Genomic DNA, 15,704 nt, shown 5'->3' with positions numbered 1-15,704 from the left:
TTGATAACCGAGGACGGGAACGTCCGGTGTGGCCAAACCGTAGGCGTCCTGTGACCGCCAACGGCTCCTCCACTGTGACCGCCGGGTAACAGGGGCGTGGTAAAAAGGAGCCTGCATCAGTCTCTTAATCGACTCTTCTGAGAATTTGTCGCAGGATTGCAAATTGTGTGCGTTGTCACTCGAAGGGTTTCCATGGCGACCCGCTATCTGGCCGATGTCCGACAAGCGACGGAACACCGGGCGCTGCAGGACCTGATCAAGCTCTATCCGGCGCAAGCCCATGAGGAATGGCGCGAACTGCAGGCAAAGGAGATCGCGCGGCTGATCGGGGCGCGGCACGACGTGCGCCTGGTCGAGGTAACGGCGGCCGAGTTCGCCGACTATTGCGCGCGCACCGGCGCCAAGCGCGACATCGGCGCCTTCACCGGCTTCCTGTGGGACAAGGGCAAGCGGACCAAGGGCCGCGCCGCGGCTGCGGCGCACGCCGAGGCCGGCCGGTAGGATCGTCGGCCATCGTCGCACCGACGATGCGCTGAGGTCGCTATGCTCCGGGTGACAGATGGGCGCTGGCCGGCGCCGGCCCGGGCGATGGAATCGCGATCGTCTCCAGAAGCTTCGTGGCGTCCAGCTCGGCAAGACGCATGGCGCGGCGGCGGGCAAGGACCAGCGCTTCGCCGGCGATCTTTGCGGCCAGCGGAGACCGCGTGATCGTCAGCGCTTCGGCCAGCGTGGTCAGAAGCTGCGGTTCCAGTTCCAGTCCCGCCCTGTGCGTCCGGGCATAGGCCACGGTTCGGGTCAGCAGGCCGACGGCTTCTTCCGCCCGGCCCTCCGCCAGAAGGGCGATGGCGAGATAGCGATCGCCGAGCACGCGCAGATAAGGCGTTTCATTGCCGCGCAGGACGTCGCCGAGCTGCGCGGCCTCCGCCGCGGCCGACGCCTGTAGCCGGCGCGCGACGTCGATCTTCACCCCCAATGCGTTCACGCGATGCACGGTATCGACGGACCGGTTGCCGATCAGCTCGTCGGCGATCTTGTTGGCGTCCGAATAGTGGCCGAGGTGCATGAGGATCCGCGCGCGTTGCGCCTTGAGCCAGGGCTCCGGATGGAACCCCAGCGTCTGCCGGTCGGTCGGCTCGATGCGATGGACGCCGTCGAGCGCCAGGGTGTTGGCCTCGAGCGCGGGCAGCAGAAGGCCGGCCGTCAGGAGGGCGTGGCTGTGAACGGCCCTGAGGATGGCCTCGACGCTCGGATTGCGCGATTCGGTGCTGAACTTCTGCGCTTCCACGACCTTCGCCACATAGTCGTCGGCCGAGCCGGCGACGACGAGAACGCGGCCGAAGGCCATCGTGATCAAAGCAGCCGCGCGCATGTCCTTGAGCTTGTGCGCGAGCGCGATCGCCTGCTCGAAGACCGGCTCGATGTCGGTGGCGTCGCTGCCCTGCCACCACGCGTAGTTGACCATCTGCCCGCACGCCATCATCAGCATGTAGTCGACCGCGGGCGAGGGCGGCTGTTCCTGCAGCAGCCGGCGAACCGTGCGCCAGGTGTCCAGGGCATGGCGCGGATCGCGGGCGCCGATCCAGAGCGCGGATTTCACGTGGCTCGAGGCGGCCTGCAGGGCATCGCCGCCCTGCTCCCAGTGATGCGCGATCAGCGACGAATATTCGTCGAGCTGCTCGCGGAACCTCAGGCCCAGTGCGCTGGCGGTGCCGCGATGATAACGGCGCCGCTGATCGCCGAGCAGCGACCCGTAAGCCGCCTCCTGGACGAGCGGATGGCGAAAGCCGAAATCGTTGCGCTGGATATCGAGACGTTCATAAAGCATCTCCGCCGCCACCAGCCGCCGCGACGAGGCCCGCGCCTGCTCGATCGGCAGGGCCGCGATCTCGGCGACGATCGGGAGAGCGAATTCCCGTCCCACGACCGAAGCCGCCTGCAGCAACAGCTTGTCGGCTTCCGACAGGTTGTCGATACGCGATCCGAGCACCGACTCGACGGTCGAGGGCAAGGCGATGTCGGCGATCGACCCGCCGGCGCCGGAAGCGCCTGGAAGATCGGACCGCCTGACGCGCTCGACGGCGGATCGCATCAGTTCCTCGGCGAAGAAGGGATTGCCGTCGGCCCGTTCGACGATCTGCCGGCGCAGGGTCTGCAGCGATCGGTCGGCGCCCGATCCGCCGTTCAGGCCGCCGCCGAGGCCGCTCTGCAGGATCGTTTCTATGGCGCCGGCAGGCAGGGGTCCCAGCGCGATGCGCCTGCATTGCGGGCGATCCATCCACTCCATCTTTTTGCAATCGGGCCTGAAACTGACGACCATCAAGGTGGTGGTGCCGGCGATGCTGTCGGTCAGGGCGTCGACGAACGGCTCGCTCGCCGTATCGAGCCAATGGAGATCCTCCAGGACGAAGACGGCCGGTTGCGCCAGCGCGAGGGCGCGCGCCAGGCGTCGAATGGTGTCGACCAGTCGAAGGCGCCGGAGCGAGACGTCGGCGGGCAGAAGGGCGCGGTCGACGGGAAGATCGAGGAAGTCGAGAAGCAGCGGCAGGCCGTCGTCGAGACCATGCAGGTGCAGCGTCTCGCGGATCTGGAGGACCGCGGCGTCCCGCGACGTCGTCTCCTCGATTCCGAAGTAGGTGCGGATCAGTTCGAGGATCGGCCGCAACGGCGTCGCGCGACCGTGACCGGTCGCCCGCGCCTCGAGGATCGGACGGCCGAGCATCCTGCATCTTTCGAGGAACTCGAAGATCAGCCGGCTCTTGCCGCTGCCGGCCTCGCCGACGACGCACACGACGGGCGAGTCGCCCCCGACGGCCGCGTCGAGCGCCCGCTCCAGGGCCTGGTATTCGAGGTCGCGACCGACGAACGGGCTGAGCTTCTGGCCGCCGCGGAATTGCTGGCTGGCGACCGCGGGCCGGATCTTCCGGAGGAGATGGAGCGACGTCTTCCCGGACAGCCCGCGCAACTGCCTGTCGCCGAGACTCTGGACATCGACCAGGCCCGAGGCGGCCGTCAGGGTGGCGTCGCTGATCAGCACGCCGCAATTGGGCGCTTCCTGCTCCAGGCGCGCGGCGATGTGGACGGTCATGCCCATCGCCTCGTACTGCTGCGATATGTCGGTCGATATGGCGCGCACGACCACTTCGCCGGTGCTGATGCCGACGCGGATCGGCGGCGCGTCGTTGATGCGAAGGACGTTCTCGATCATCGCGAGGCCGGCGCAGCAGGCGCGCACGGCGTGATCCTCCTGCGGGATGGGAGCGCCGAACAATGCCACGATGCCGTCGCCCTGCAGCTTGTTCACCGTGCCTTCGAAGCGTGTCACCGCCTCGCGCATCGCCGCGACGATGACGCCGATGCGCTCGGCGGCCTGCTCGGCGCTGAGCTGATCGATCAGTGCCGTCGAACCGGCGATGTCGGCGATCAGCACCGTCAGATGCTTGCGCTCGCCCTCGCGTGCCGCGCGGCTGGTCAGGATCGTCTGCGGCAGCGGCGGCACCGCCGGGCGCAGCGCTTGTCCGCGCTGAGGCTCGAGGCTCGCGCCACAGGCGAGGCACGCCGTCGTCGCCAGGGCATTGCGACGTCCGCATTGAGCGCAAACGAGCACCAACGCCGAACCACAGGCTACACAGAAACTGGCGTCAGCGGCGTTGTCGCGATGACACGTCCCGCACAGCATGCCGGGAGTCTATCACTCGACCCCGAACTGGCAACTCAACGGGTACGGGAGTAAGCTGGCCGGATCTGCTCGTGGCTCCGCGCCGCACATGCCGGCGAGCAGGGGTTGCCTGCGCAGCTTCGGAGCCGCGTCAACGCTTGGTACCGCGTCTCGCCAGATCATCCATGACCTATCAACTCTGCGGGGAGGGCAGCATGGGCAAGCTTATGCTGGACAGGTACGTCGGCGACATTCAAGCCGAGCTGAATTTTCGTTTCTCGCCGGGCGATCCGCTGAAGGAGATGATCGCCCTGCAACGAGAGTTCGCGATGTTCTCCAACAGTCACACGCTGATGAGCGCCGCGGCGCTCCTCAATCTGGCGCCGTCGGACCCCGCCGCACGCCGCGGCTGGTTCACGTTCCTGGCCAATCTGCGGCGAGTGCCTTCCGATCGGGCGGGAGTGAACGGCCACAACCGCATCCGCAGCGTGCTCAGGACGAATCTCCTGTCGCCCGGCGCGAAGCCGGTGCATTTCACGCACCATTCGGTCCAGGAGAACCGCGGCGTCCTGGTGAGCACCGGAGCGCCGCTGGTCTTCTCGAGGAGGCAGTACCTGATCATCTCGGCGCCGGTGACGTGACCGCCGGCGTCGCAGGCGGCAACCGGCCCCTGCGCGAGATCCGGGACAGCGTCGAGGCATACTACTCGCGCGTCCTCGAACGGCATGGACCCACGGCGCGGGGCGTCGACTGGCAATGCACGGCGACGCAGTACCTGAGGCTCGTCCAGCTCCTGAAGGTTTGCGACCTCGGCAGGCCGTCGAGCCTCAACGACTTCGGTTGCGGCTACGGGGCGCTGCTTGCCTTGCTGGCCGAGAGATTTCCCGACGCCGCGATCGACTATCACGGCGTCGACGTCTCGCCCGCGATGATCGGAGCGGCGAGGTCGCTCTGGTCGGCGAAACCGGATGCCCGGTTCAGCGTCGGCGCGAAGTGTCCGCGGCGCGCCGACTACTCGCTGGCCAGCGGCGTCTTCAATGTCAGGTTGGACAGTCCGGTCGACCGTTGGGAAAGATACGTCGAGTCGATCCTCGGCGACCTGCGCCGCCGCAGCGGCAAGGGCTTTGCCGTCAATTTCCTGCGCCGCAAGCGCGGACAGCCGCCCGTTGCCGGTCTCTACCATTCGACGCCGCGGCGCTGGACCGCCTTCTGCGTGAAGGAGCTCGACTGCACCACGGAGGTCGTGGCGAACTACGGACTGGCGGAATTCACCTTGCTTGCCCGGATCGGCGACTAGGGCCGAAACCCGATAGAGCGTGCTTCTTTGCTTCTGCTTCCGGGCGCTTCCGGACATTGCCCCACGCTGAGCCGTTTGTCAGCGGCTGACCCTAAGCAGACTTGTTCTGAGCAGGCTGCCAACTCGCATTCGCATGATCTGGTTTCCGCCGCCGGACGCCTATACGCATTCGAGGATTAGGCCTAAGTTCGACGGTCGAGGTTGGCAGAGTTTGGCGCATCGCAGACACGGTGATCGTATGAAACGGCGCCGGTTTCAGAAGATGCTGTTCTTTGCGGGCATCACGGCCGCGCCGCTCATCGGCGTGCGGGCGCAGCCGAAGCCGAAATTGCGGATCGGCTGCGCAAGCCCAGGCGGAAGCCGGAACGACAGGGCCACCGGCTTCACGGCCCTGTTCGAGCGACTCGGCGAACTCGGCTATGTGGAAGGACGCAACCTGGAGGTGGACTTCGTCCTCGCGCCCGACTCTCAGGACGTCCTCGGGGCGTATAAGGCCTTCGTCAGGCGCGGCGCCGACCTGCTGTTGGCCATGGGCAGCGACATACCCCTGCTTGCCGCTCGCGTCGCAGCCGCTGGTCGCGTGCCGATTGTCATGCTCGCCACCGACTACGACCCTCTTGAAGCCGGCTACGTCGAAAGCCTCGCGCGACCTGCGGGAAATCTCACCGGCGTGTACATCCGCCAACCGGAGGTCGCCACGAAGCAAGTCGAACTTGCGCATGAACTGTTCCCGGGCAACCGCCGGCTGATTGTATGGATTGATCAAGCCGTGCGGCAGCAGGCCGAGGCGGCGCTGAGGGCGGCGCGATCGCTTGGCCTGGACGCTCAGTTGCTCTGCGACACGGCCATCGAATGCTCCTGGACCGATACCTTCGGATCCGCGTTCCAGCGCATCCAAAGCTTTGGATCGCCACCAACGCTATTGCCGGGCTCGCCCTTCATGCGCCTCTACCGCGATATGATCTGCCGCATGGCCCTGGAGCGCCGAATACCGCTGATCGCGCCGCAGCGTGAATTTGTCGAGGCCGGTGCGCTCATTAGCTACGGCGTCCGCCTCGACGACGCCTACCGCCAGGTTGCCGACTACATCTCCCGCATCGCCGGCGGCACCAAGCCCGCCGATCTTCCGATCGAGCAGCCGACCCGTTTCGAATTGTCCGTCAACAAGCGCACCGCTCGCGAGCTTGGTATAGCGCTGCCTCCGATCATACTCGCCCGCGCCGATGAGGTGATCGAGTGAGATGCCGGTATGTCGACTCTTGATGTGGGGATTCCGACCGGAAGCAGACACGGCGGAGCAGACTTTATGGGTCTTGTCCTAGTCGAACACGAGCGGGCTGCTCCTCCCCATCGCGGACTCGCGATGGGGAGGAGCCCGCGAAGCCGGCAGAGGAGTCATGAATATCGGCTCCGATGCCCATGACCCCTCCGGCCCTCCGGGCCATCTTCCCAGCTTGCAGCCTGTGCGGCGCGCTGCTGGTTCTCGACCGGCCGCCGGAGGCGTTGGCGCCGCTCGAATCGTCGATCGCATCGATCCGCACGCGCCGTTGATCACGAATCCGGGCTACTTCCCCGACCGCCGCCGCAGCATCGTGTCGGAGCGCGAGTTCGCCAAGCTGTGCGAGGGTCTGGCGAAGGCGGGGCTCGGCGAAACGGGCGGTTCCGCCTAAGGCGCCGCGAGTGTGTGTTCGAGAAAGCGGCGGACGTGTTCGATCGCGTCCTTCGTCACCGCCTCGTTGTATTCGAGGCGATGACCCAGAAAGGTAACGGCCTGCGAGGGGAAGAGACTGAGATCGACGACATCGAAGGCGTGATATGCGCCGGGATAGACGACGAGCTGCACCGCCGAGCGGTCGCCGGGTTGGCGCGAGATGCCGATGTCGCCTTTGCCGGCCACCATCGCCTCGCACGCCGATGCCGGCGTCCAGTCGTCCGCTTGCCCGATCAGCAGCAGCACCGGCGCCGTCATGAAGCCGGAGGAGCCGGCGCAGTCGGGATAGAAGGCGATGCCGGCGCGGAATTCCTGCGGCTGCAGGGCTACCGGCCGGCCGCGCTCGAGGTCCCTGAGGACGGAAATCCCACCCATCGAGAAGCCCATGACCGCGACCCGCGTGGTGTCGACGAACGGCCTGGTTGCGAGATAGTGGAGTGCCGCGTAGCTGTCGGCCGGCTGCTCGCCGAAGCCGCCGCAGCGAACGCTGATGCCGCGCGGGCCGAAGCTGTCGACGGCGAGCGCGACATAGCCCCAGCGGCTCAGCCGATCGGCCCACGACAGCATCTGGGCGTGGAAGCCGCCGCAGCCGTGCAGCAGCACGACCGCCGGATGCGGGCCGGCGCTACGCGGCAGCGCGAGATAGGCGGCGAGTCTCACGTGCACCGATCCCTCGGCGCCGTTGTCGAACTCGACGAACTGGCCGGCCCGCGCCGCATCCGGCAAAGCGAGCGCCAGCAGCGCAGCAGCAATGCCTGCCTTTACGGTGAGCATCGGTCGATTCATGTGCGTTCTCCCTCGCGCTCCTGCAAGCAGCCGCTACCACGGCATGGCCCTTGACTCGATCCACTGGTTCTATATTGTAGAATCTAAATCATAGAATGTCATCGGGTCGGAGGTTGGCGTGCTGACGGCGAATGAGCAGCTGGTAATGTTGGCGATCGCCCGGGCTGGCCGGCGGGCCTATGCTCTGTCGATCCAGGACGAGATGAAGGCGCACGGCCACGCCCTTACGCTGGGTGTGCTCTATACCGTGCTCGCGCGCCTGGAGCGCCGGCAACTCATCCGCCATCGCGACGGCGAGGCCACCCCCGAGCGTGGCGACCGGCCCAAGCGCTTCTATAATCTCACCGGCACCGGCGCGCGCGAACTGCGGGGAGCCCTGCGCATCCTCGATGGCCTGCGCTCCGGCAGCTATGCGCCGCAGGGGGCCTGAGAGGGAGCGCGGAATGGTGGATGCACGGCCTTCTCGCCGGATCGAAGCGTTCGCCGCCGCGTGCCTCGGCACGCAGGCCGACGATTGCCGGCTGGGTGATCTGTCCGAGCAGTATATCCGCACCCGTCGGCAGTGGCAGGAGCGCCTGGGTACCGCGCCCGCGGCCACGATTGCCGCGCGCGCGGTGTCGGATGTTCGTTACGTCGCCAGCACCATCAACGTGATGCTGTTTGCGCGCGCAGTCGATCCGGGCGCGCGTCTGGCCGAGACCGGTGTCGCTTGCCTTGTCGCCCTCGATTTGCGGGAGAGAGCCGTGGCCATGCTCCAATTCACCGTCCGCAGGTTCGCCCTGCCGGCGCTGCTGCTGGTCTGCAGCGCGCTCCTGGTCAACGGCGCGGTCGGGGTCTGGAACTCCTGGCGCCAGACCGAAGCGCTGATGGCGAGCGCCCAGCGCGGCAAGGCCGAAGCCGCCGCCCAGCGCATCGCCTCCTTCTTCGGCGAACTCGAGCACCAGCTCGGCTGGGTCGCGTATCCGCAGTTTGCCACGCGGCCGGTCGAGCAACGCCGCTTCGACTATGTGCGCCTCTTGCGCCAGGTGCCCGCCATCACGCTTCTGGCCCAGATCGACAACGAGGGTCGTGAGCAACTGGCCGTGAGCCGACTCGCCGTGGACGTGGTCGGCAGCGGAGCCGACCGGTCGGGCGAGCCGGCCTTCACGGCGACGAAGGCCAGGCACCTCTATATCGGTCCACTCTACTTCCGGAAGGCGAGCGAGCCCTACCTGACCATGGCGCTTTCCCATAGAGGATGGCCGGGCGGCGTCACCATCGCCGAGGTCAACCTCAAGCCGGTGTGGGACACGATCAACGGGATGGCGACGAACGATGGCGGCCATGCGTATGTCGTCGACGGCAAGGGCCGGCTTGTCGCGCATCGCGACATCAAGCTGGTGCTGGGCCAGCCCGATCTGACGGGCCAGCCGCAGGTCGCCGCCGCTCTGGCCGGTCCTTCGGTCGATCTCGTCGAGGGCCGATCCTTCCATCCGCAGGGTCGGGCAACGCCGGTGCTTTCCACGTCCGCCGCCGTTCCGGGGCTCGACTGGAAAGTGATCGTCGACATGCCGGCCGCCGCCTATCAGGCGCCGTCACGGAACGCAATGATCAGAGCCGTCGCCCTAGCAGGGCTTGGACTGGCGGCCGCGACCCTGGCGATCATGCTCGCGCTCCGACCTCTCAATCCGGCGCGTCCGGCGCAAGCTTGAGAATACCGGAAGCGGCCTCCTTGATGCCGCCATCGATGCGCGCCGCCGCAGCCCGTCTCTCGTCTGCGCCGCGTCGGTGTACGGCATCTCATCCTCGTGATGGGCCGGTCCCCTCGAAGGAAGGAACCGGTTGCGCTGGATCACATCTTGCGGCCGAACAGGATCACCGCGCCGTCGGGGCCGTAGCTCTCGAAGTGGGGGCAGCCGCGCGCCATGCCGAAGGTGTCGCCCGGCTTGAAGGTCCGGGTCTTGCCGTTCCAGGTGAGCGTGAGGGCGCCTTCGAGCACCATCGCTTTCACGTCGAAGGGATGGCTGTGCTCGGGGTTGACCTTGGCGCCGGGCGTGGTGTTGGTCCTCACCTCGTAGCCCTCGCGCTTGAGCTCGGTCTCGAACGTCTGTCGGTCCATACGGGCCTCCTGTGCGGCGTCCGAAGCCTAGCACAAAACGACCCGCCGGGAGGCGCGCCCTTCGAGGGCGCACTTCCCGCTCGCGAACGAGCGTCCGGCGCCGCCGCCTAGGTTCAGCCGACCGGCTGCAGTGGCAGGGCCGCGTGGACGGTGCGCGCCTTCGCAGACTGCGGCCGCGACAGCAGGCTCCTCAGCAGCCAGATGGCGGCCCGCCGCCACAGCGAGGGTGGGGCGAAGTGCGAGGCGAACTCGCGATTGATCTCCAGCGGCCGCCAATAGGAGGCATGCCATTCCTTGTAGGCGGCGTGGAAGGCCCGGGACTGCTCCGGCGAGGCGCGCAGGGTCGCGCAGTCGCAGACGGCGTCGATCTGAACCTCGTCGTCATTCAGGAAGCGGAACCGGTGCCGACTGCTCAGGTGATGAAGCGAATTGTTGGAGAATTCAAACTCCTCGGGACGCGAACGAATGGCCGTAATCGCCGGAGCAAGTTCCAGGTAAGTCATCGGACACTCCTCTGCTAGCGGCTCATCAACGCCGCGCGGCCGCGCTTTGGTTGCAGGGACGGCAAAATTTGTTGCCCGCCCGGTGTCGCAGGATCGATGTCGCAGGGTCGACGCCGCCGGCCAAGGCGGCCGGGCCGCGGGTCGCCACAGCTTTGCCCGCGCGCGTGGCCGGGTGGTCACTGGCTTCGCGGCGCCGTCGCGGGCAGCTTGTGCCGGCGGCGACCTTGGGTGTGGTTCGCCGCGACCCTTACGATCATGGGGTCCCCAATCGTGGGAGGAGAGACTTGCCCCGCCGTGCCCTCGTGCGGCGGGGTCTTTTCTGCCCGACGAGGGCGGCTCAGGCGCCGGCCAGCGACCGGACGGTGACGCCGCGCCGGCGCCCGCCGCGCAGCAGCATGCCGCGGCGCTGCGGATCGGACCACGGCGACTGGTCCTGCCGTGCAGCCGCCGCCGGCGTCTCGGCCGACGGTCCGTGCTGGATCCTGAGCAGCCAGGCGCGGGCCTCGTGCAGGCTCTTGAAGAGGTTGATCGGCCCTTCCTCCTCGGTCTGCCGGGCGAAGGCCTGGGCGAAGGTGCCGCGATCCGGATCGACGATGAAGGCGACGGGGCCGCGCTTGTCGCTGCCGTCGCCGCGCAGCAGCTCTGCGACGCGGGCGATCTGCTCGGGCGTGAGCTCGGACGTCGCGCTCGCGACATCGACCACCTTGGCGAATGGGCGGACACGGGCATCGGCGAGCTGCTGGGCCATGCCGCGCACCTCCTCGGGCGCGATCTTGCCGCGGGCGACGATGGTCACGGTCCGGTGCAGCCGCGAAATCTCCATGTAGATCGGCACTGGCTAGTCCCGACGATCCTTCGCGCCGGGGCAGGAAAATCCGCTGGTCGGCATGGCGTTCGCTTTTAATCCAGGGCGCCGATTTCGTCCACGGTCCGGCATGTCGGCGGGGATACGGCCGACGCCGGCCGCGTATCCCCCAAGCAGGCGGTCCGATCTCCCACCCGTCTCCGCCGCGCCAGGCCTTACCAAGGAGGATCCATGATTACCCGGAGACTTGCCAAAGCCGTCATCGCCATCCTTGCCGGCACCCTCGCCATTGGCGTCGCCGGCAGCGCCTTCGCCGAGACGCAGTGGGAGCAGAACCATCCGCGCCGCGACCAGGTGAACGACCGGCTCGAGAACCAGCACCGGCGGATCAATCACGAGTATCGTGAAGGCGAGCTGACACGCGGTCAGGCGCGGCAGCTTCACCGCGAGGACCGGCGGGTCCGCCACGAGGAGCGCCGCCTGGCGCGGTGGAACGGCGGGCACATCACCCGCGGCGAGCAGCACGCGCTGAACCGGCAGGAGAACGGGATCAGCCGGCAGATCGGCCGCTGACCGAGGGCGGGGCCGGGCCGCGGCCGCGCCGGGCGGCGGGCACGCTCAGCGCCTGAACGGATCGCCGGCGTTGCGGTAGGGCGCCGCGCCGGCACCACCATCGCCGCTGCCGGCGATCTCCTGCTGGCAGTGGATGACCTCGCCGATCGCGGCGTAGGTGTTGCGCAGCGACAGGTGGTTGATCAGCACGCCGCGATAGTAGACGCGCAACTCGGTCCGCTCCATGAAGTCGCGGGTGAAGGCGACGCTCAGATTGTCGGCGTCGAGGAAGACGTTGCCGCCGAGCCGCACGCCGCGCAGGTCGCCGCCGTAGCGGGCCACGCCGTCGAACACGAAATCGACGTGGTAGAGCTTGCCCGGCTCGATCGAGCGCCACGCTTCCTTGCCGAACACGAGGTAGATCACGCGCCGGTTCATGTCGAAGCCCAGCCGCACCACCGTGCCGTCGGTATAGCCCTGGGCGGCGAAGCAGCCGTTGCCGATGCTGCGGTCGACCCGGATCTGCCAGCCGCCGACCGTGCCCCAGGCGGCGGTGCCGGTCTCCTCGGCGGCCGACAGCGCCGGCGCGAGAAGCGCGGCGATGGCGCCGGCGACGGCCAGACTCCTGCGCACGACAAGCATGGCTCTGCTCCCACACCCCGGCCGATCCTTGCGCCCGGGCGCGAGCCATTTCAGCGACTTCGGCGCGACAAAACTGTGCCTGTGCGCCTCAGCCCTCGAGCGGCGGATCGGCCGGAGGGCCGCGCCGTTCGTAGCGGCAATCGCCGTCGGCCGCGTCGGCGAGCGTGAAGCCGCCGTCCTCGTAGAGGCGCCGCGCCGGTCCGTTGCGCTCGTAGCATCGGACCGTGATCTCGCCTTCGCCCATCCGATCGAGAGCGGCGCGCAGGAGCGCGCGGCCCGCTCCCTTGCGGAAATGCCTCGGCGCCACGTAGAGGAGTGCGATCTCGCCGCGATCGAAGCTCACGAAGCCGATCGTCTCGCCGTCCGCCACCGCGATCAGGGTGGTGCCTGCGGGGAGGGTGTCGAGGCGCAAACGTCCAGGAGCATCGCTCGGCAATTCCGGAGGCCGGCCGATCTCGTGCTCGATCACCCGTGACTGGCGAAAAATCTGGGCCACGGCGGGAAAGTCGGCATGGCCCGCCGTGCGTATCTCGATCTTCATCGTCGCCCGCAACGCTGGACGGCGCCCGCTTCTCTAGATGCAGGGGAAACGGTTCCGTGCAAGCCCTCGCGTCGCGGCGAAGACGGCAATGCCATCAAAATTGCGCGAGTTTCCGGCACCCACGACGGGAATGGGTCGTTCAATTTGGCGCGAAGAGACTGAAGCGGCTGGCCATGTCCGTCGAACAACGCCATGGTGAGGCCGCTCGGTGGTTCACCGGCTCGGGCCATCAGCGGCCCGGCTTTCCTACTGGATTGACGACAGTTGGTAGGCCAATGAAAGAAGCGACACCGGCAGGGGAGCCGGGTGCGGCGCGTGCGACGATCCTCGTGGTCGAGGACGAACCGCTGCTGCGAATGGCGGTCTGCGATTCGCTGCACGATGCAGGCTTCGCCGCGATCGGCGCGGCCGACAGCAGCGAAGCCATCCGCATCCTTCACGAGAACGACTCGGTGGCGCTGGTCTTCAGCGACATCAATCTGCCGGGCGGCATGAACGGCGACGAGCTCGCGGTTCTGATCCGGCACGGCTACCCTGCGATCAAGATCCTGCTGACCTCGGGGCGCAGCGCCAGGGTCGATCCGGATTTTCCGTTTCTCGCAAAGCCCTTCTTCTTCCACGAGATGCGGCGGCGGATCGAGGCGCTGCTCGGCCTCGCCACGCCGCTTCGCGCATGAGCGCGCTTCGCATGTTCCGGTGCGCCCCATCGCAGGGACTGCGGCCGCAGGCGAAAGAGTATCGAACGTAACGGGGTGACGGTGGAGAGGGCGAGCGCTCGTCAGGAGGGCAGGCGGATCTCGCCCGCGTCGAGGCGGATGCGGATGCGGCTCACGGCGTCGGCGACCGGATCGGCCGAGCCGTTGCGGCGTGCCAGCGTGGCGTCATCGATGGACAGCACGTCCGCCAGTGCGAGCTCGCGTCCGTTTTCGTAAAGCCAAAGTTCCCAGGCATCGTCGATCGGGCGTACACGTACCGCCAACGCTCGCCCCCGATGCGTCAGCTCGAATTGACGACCCATTGTGAAAGCCCCAAAAGAATTCCCATCCCCACAATAGGCGACGCTTTAACGCCAGAAGGCGCGCGCATCAATCACTGATTGAACACATTTTCGGTAAGGGTTGTTGCCAGCAAGGGATTGCGGCGAAAAGCTTCGCGGACGCCAAGATATGGAGCACGGCGGATGAACCAGAAGTGGGTTTCCGTTCGTCGGTCGTAAGGTCGCGCAACGGCGCTTTGGCAAAGCGCGCGCAGTCGCCAAGAAGAAAACATGCTGACCCGGAACGAAGCACAAGCGGCGGTCCATGCCGTGCTGGAGGCGCGCAGCCGTCTCGATCCCATCGCCTCCAAGGACATCTTCACCTTCGCCATCGAGATGAGCCTCATCCTCGACTTCCCCGGCGACGATCCCGTCACCGACATCGAGAGGTGGGGCGCCGCGTGGCTGCAAGAGCACCTGCCGAAGGCCCGCCACCGGCCGGATCGACGGCGACCGGTGGTCGCGTTCGCGCGAGGTGCCCGGTCGACCGCCGACTAGGTTCAGTACCAAAGGCATGTCCTTCAGGCGCCGCTTCGGAAGGGCGCAGGCAAGCGGTCACGACAGCGAGCGCGCATTCAGATACGCGTGCTCCCCGATATCGCTCCAGGCCACAACCGGACCGCGGAAGGCCTGGTAGCTTGCATAGATCTTCTTCGAGATATCGTCGCTCGCGCCCGCTTCGGCGACGACGTCCCGGCTGAGGCGATGAAGCTCCTTCAGCAGGGTGTCATCGAACTTGACGATCCTGACGGCGCTGTCCTTGCGCAGCCTGACGAGAGCGGCCGCGTTGTTGGCATTGAATTCGGCCAGTGATCGCGCGTACTCGGCGGCGGCCACGGCCTCGATGATGCGCCGGTCGCTGACGGCGAGGCTGTCCCATACACCCCGGTTGATGCCGAGCGAGAATCCGGTCCCCGGCTCGTGGAACCCCGGATAGCAGTAGTATGGCACGGCTTGGTGCAGACCGATCGCCATGTCGAGCCAGGGGCCGATCCATTCGCTGGCATCGATCGCGCCGGACTTCAGCGCGGGAACGATCTCGCCGCCGGGCAGAAGCACGACGATGGCGCCCAGCCGGCGAAGGACCTCGCCTCCGGGACCGGGCATGCGATAACGCAGACCCTTGAACGATTCGACCGAGACCATCTCGCGGACGAACCAGCCGCCCATCTGGCAGCCGCTGTTGAGGCAGAGAAGCGGCTTGACGTTGAACCGGCCGCTGAGGTCGTCCCACAGCTCCTGGCCGCCGCCGTACTGGACCCAGGCGAAGAGCTCGTCGGCGGTGAAGCCAAAGGGTATTGCGGCGAAGAAGTTGAAGCCGAACGACTTGGTCTCGAAGTAGTTCTCGGCCGAATGATACATGTCGGCGACGCCTGCGCTCACCGCGTCGAAGACCTCGAGAGGCCGGACGAGGGCGTCGGCGGGGAAGATCTCGATCCTGAGGCGGCCGCCGGTCGCCTCGTCGATGGTTCGCGCCAGCCGGGTGGCGCTGGTTTGCAGGCCGGGCAGGTCGGCCGGCCAGGACGTCACCATCTTCAGTTGACGGATGCCCTGCGACAGGGCGGGCCCGGAAACACCCCCCGCCACCGCCGCGGACGTGATCGCCGCGCCGGCCAGCATCGTGCGACGTCGCATGTCGGGCCTCCCCTTTTTTCAGCCAGTCAGCGACCCACCGCGCGGTTGGTGTCGCGCCGTGGCAAGCTGATCCTGAACTCCGTGAACCGCCCCGGCTCGCTGTCGACCGTGATCGTGCCGCCATGCTGCTGGGTGACGATGTCGTAGCTGATCGAGAGGCCGAGCCCAGTGCCTTCGCCGGTCGGCTTGGTGGTGAAGAAGGGCTGGAAGAGCCGGGCGCGATGCTTGGGCGAGATGCCGACGCCGTTGTCGCGGACGGTGATCTCGACCGCGTCGCCCAGCTCTCGCGTGCGCACCCGGAGCGCCGGCCGGAAGGCTTCGCCGTCCCGTCGCCGTCGCTCGGTCACGGCGTAGAAGCCGTTGCCGATCAGGTTCAGGAACACGCGCGTCATGTCCTGCGGCACGATCTCGATCGGCGCCAGGTCGGCCTGCAGCTCGCGCTC

Annotated in this window: 20 protein-coding genes and 1 pseudogene; 10 read left to right on the top strand and 11 right to left on the bottom strand. The window is 67.3% G+C overall.

What is annotated here, in order from left to right:
• The first annotated feature begins 192 nt into the window (after positions 1-192).
• Complete coding sequence (locus VH499_RS24710; RefSeq protein WP_332055436.1) at positions 193-501, top strand: hypothetical protein; 309 nt, start codon at positions 193-195, stop codon at positions 499-501.
• A 40-nt stretch (positions 502-541) separates the two neighbouring features.
• Here the strand turns inward: VH499_RS24710 and VH499_RS24705 are convergent, their stop codons facing one another.
• Both VH499_RS24705 and VH499_RS26195 read right to left on the bottom strand, forming a co-directional pair.
• Positions 542-3,496 carry an ATP-binding protein gene (locus VH499_RS24705; RefSeq protein WP_332055435.1) on the bottom strand — a complete coding sequence of 985 codons (2,955 nt, stop codon included), beginning with the start codon at positions 3,494-3,496 and terminating at the stop codon, positions 542-544.
• A 54-nt stretch (positions 3,497-3,550) separates the two neighbouring features.
• A pseudogene (locus VH499_RS26195) lies at positions 3,551-3,676 on the bottom strand (double zinc ribbon domain-containing protein); the annotation flags it as partial.
• A gap of 194 nt (positions 3,677-3,870) precedes the next feature.
• Here VH499_RS26195 and VH499_RS24700 point away from each other — a divergent pair.
• The 4 genes from VH499_RS24700 (at position 3,871) to VH499_RS24685 (ending at position 6,622) form a co-directional block, all read left to right on the top strand.
• On the top strand, positions 3,871-4,296 hold the full coding sequence (locus VH499_RS24700; RefSeq protein WP_332055434.1) for a hypothetical protein: 426 nt from the start codon (positions 3,871-3,873) through the stop codon (positions 4,294-4,296).
• On the top strand, positions 4,293-4,952 hold the full coding sequence (locus VH499_RS24695; protein WP_332055433.1) for a class I SAM-dependent methyltransferase: 660 nt from the start codon (positions 4,293-4,295) through the stop codon (positions 4,950-4,952). The genes VH499_RS24700 and VH499_RS24695 overlap by 4 nt, the downstream gene beginning before the upstream one ends.
• A gap of 238 nt (positions 4,953-5,190) precedes the next feature.
• On the top strand, positions 5,191-6,192 hold the full coding sequence (locus VH499_RS24690; protein ID WP_332055432.1) for an ABC transporter substrate-binding protein: 1,002 nt from the start codon (positions 5,191-5,193) through the stop codon (positions 6,190-6,192).
• Positions 6,193-6,349: 157 nt separating this feature from the next.
• On the top strand, positions 6,350-6,622 hold the full coding sequence (locus VH499_RS24685; RefSeq protein WP_332055431.1) for a hypothetical protein: 273 nt from the start codon (positions 6,350-6,352) through the stop codon (positions 6,620-6,622).
• On the opposite strand, the gene VH499_RS24680 is transcribed toward VH499_RS24685, so the two are convergent.
• Positions 6,619-7,449, bottom strand: a complete 831-nt coding sequence (locus VH499_RS24680) for a dienelactone hydrolase family protein (RefSeq protein WP_332055430.1) — start codon at positions 7,447-7,449, stop codon at positions 6,619-6,621. The two genes, VH499_RS24685 and VH499_RS24680, sit on opposite strands and share 4 nt — an antisense overlap.
• 118 nt (positions 7,450-7,567) lie before the next feature.
• Between VH499_RS24680 and VH499_RS24675 the strand changes: the two genes are divergently transcribed.
• On the top strand, positions 7,568-7,879 hold the full coding sequence (locus tag VH499_RS24675; RefSeq protein ID WP_332055429.1) for a helix-turn-helix transcriptional regulator: 312 nt from the start codon (positions 7,568-7,570) through the stop codon (positions 7,877-7,879).
• Positions 7,880-7,892: 13 nt separating this feature from the next.
• Complete coding sequence (locus VH499_RS24670) at positions 7,893-9,140, top strand: cache domain-containing protein (protein ID WP_332055428.1); 1,248 nt, start codon at positions 7,893-7,895, stop codon at positions 9,138-9,140.
• 140 nt (positions 9,141-9,280) lie between these two features.
• Here the strand turns inward: VH499_RS24670 and VH499_RS24665 are convergent, their stop codons facing one another.
• From VH499_RS24665 to VH499_RS24655, 3 genes are all read right to left on the bottom strand, one after another.
• The gene (locus VH499_RS24665) at positions 9,281-9,547 is read right to left on the bottom strand and encodes a cupin domain-containing protein (RefSeq protein ID WP_332055427.1); all 267 of its coding nucleotides are present in this window, start codon (positions 9,545-9,547) and stop codon (positions 9,281-9,283) included.
• A gap of 113 nt (positions 9,548-9,660) precedes the next feature.
• Complete coding sequence (locus tag VH499_RS24660) at positions 9,661-10,050, bottom strand: hypothetical protein (RefSeq protein WP_332055426.1); 390 nt, start codon at positions 10,048-10,050, stop codon at positions 9,661-9,663.
• Positions 10,051-10,387: 337 nt separating this feature from the next.
• Positions 10,388-10,885 (bottom strand): hypothetical protein, encoded by a 498-nt coding sequence (locus VH499_RS24655; RefSeq protein WP_332055425.1) that lies wholly within the window; start codon positions 10,883-10,885, stop codon positions 10,388-10,390.
• A 201-nt stretch (positions 10,886-11,086) separates the two neighbouring features.
• On the opposite strand from VH499_RS24655, the gene VH499_RS24650 reads away from it, so the two are divergent.
• Positions 11,087-11,428, top strand: a complete 342-nt coding sequence (locus tag VH499_RS24650) for a hypothetical protein (protein WP_332055424.1) — start codon at positions 11,087-11,089, stop codon at positions 11,426-11,428.
• Between the two features lie 45 nt (positions 11,429-11,473).
• On the opposite strand, the gene VH499_RS24645 is transcribed toward VH499_RS24650, so the two are convergent.
• A complete protein-coding gene (locus tag VH499_RS24645) occupies positions 11,474-12,049 on the bottom strand; it encodes a hypothetical protein (protein WP_332055423.1) in 576 nt (191 codons plus the stop codon).
• Between the two features lie 88 nt (positions 12,050-12,137).
• Positions 12,138-12,590 (bottom strand): GNAT family N-acetyltransferase, encoded by a 453-nt coding sequence (locus VH499_RS24640; RefSeq protein WP_332055422.1) that lies wholly within the window; start codon positions 12,588-12,590, stop codon positions 12,138-12,140.
• Between the two features lie 275 nt (positions 12,591-12,865).
• On the opposite strand from VH499_RS24640, the gene VH499_RS24635 reads away from it, so the two are divergent.
• Positions 12,866-13,267 (top strand): response regulator, encoded by a 402-nt coding sequence (locus VH499_RS24635; RefSeq protein WP_332055421.1) that lies wholly within the window; start codon positions 12,866-12,868, stop codon positions 13,265-13,267.
• Between the two features lie 101 nt (positions 13,268-13,368).
• Here the strand turns inward: VH499_RS24635 and VH499_RS24630 are convergent, their stop codons facing one another.
• The gene (locus VH499_RS24630; RefSeq protein WP_332055420.1) at positions 13,369-13,608 is read right to left on the bottom strand and encodes a hypothetical protein; all 240 of its coding nucleotides are present in this window, start codon (positions 13,606-13,608) and stop codon (positions 13,369-13,371) included.
• Positions 13,609-13,857: 249 nt separating this feature from the next.
• Between VH499_RS24630 and VH499_RS24625 the strand changes: the two genes are divergently transcribed.
• Complete coding sequence (locus tag VH499_RS24625; protein ID WP_332055419.1) at positions 13,858-14,124, top strand: hypothetical protein; 267 nt, start codon at positions 13,858-13,860, stop codon at positions 14,122-14,124.
• A gap of 57 nt (positions 14,125-14,181) precedes the next feature.
• Here VH499_RS24625 and VH499_RS24620 read toward each other — a convergent pair whose 3' ends face one another.
• Entirely contained in the window at positions 14,182-15,261 is a 1,080-nt protein-coding gene (locus VH499_RS24620; RefSeq protein WP_332055418.1) for a TRAP transporter substrate-binding protein, read from the bottom strand.
• Positions 15,262-15,287: 26 nt separating this feature from the next.
• Positions 15,288-15,704, bottom strand: a 417-nt coding sequence (locus VH499_RS24615) for a sensor histidine kinase (RefSeq protein ID WP_332055417.1), incomplete at its 5' end; no start/stop codon positions are given.

It is taken from the genome of Reyranella sp. (genome assembly GCF_036558665.1).
In the GTDB taxonomy this organism is placed as follows: Bacteria; Pseudomonadota; Alphaproteobacteria; order Reyranellales; family Reyranellaceae; genus Reyranella.
The sequence above is the reverse complement of the archived record's forward strand: the minus strand, read 5'-3'. Positions and strand labels throughout refer to the sequence as shown.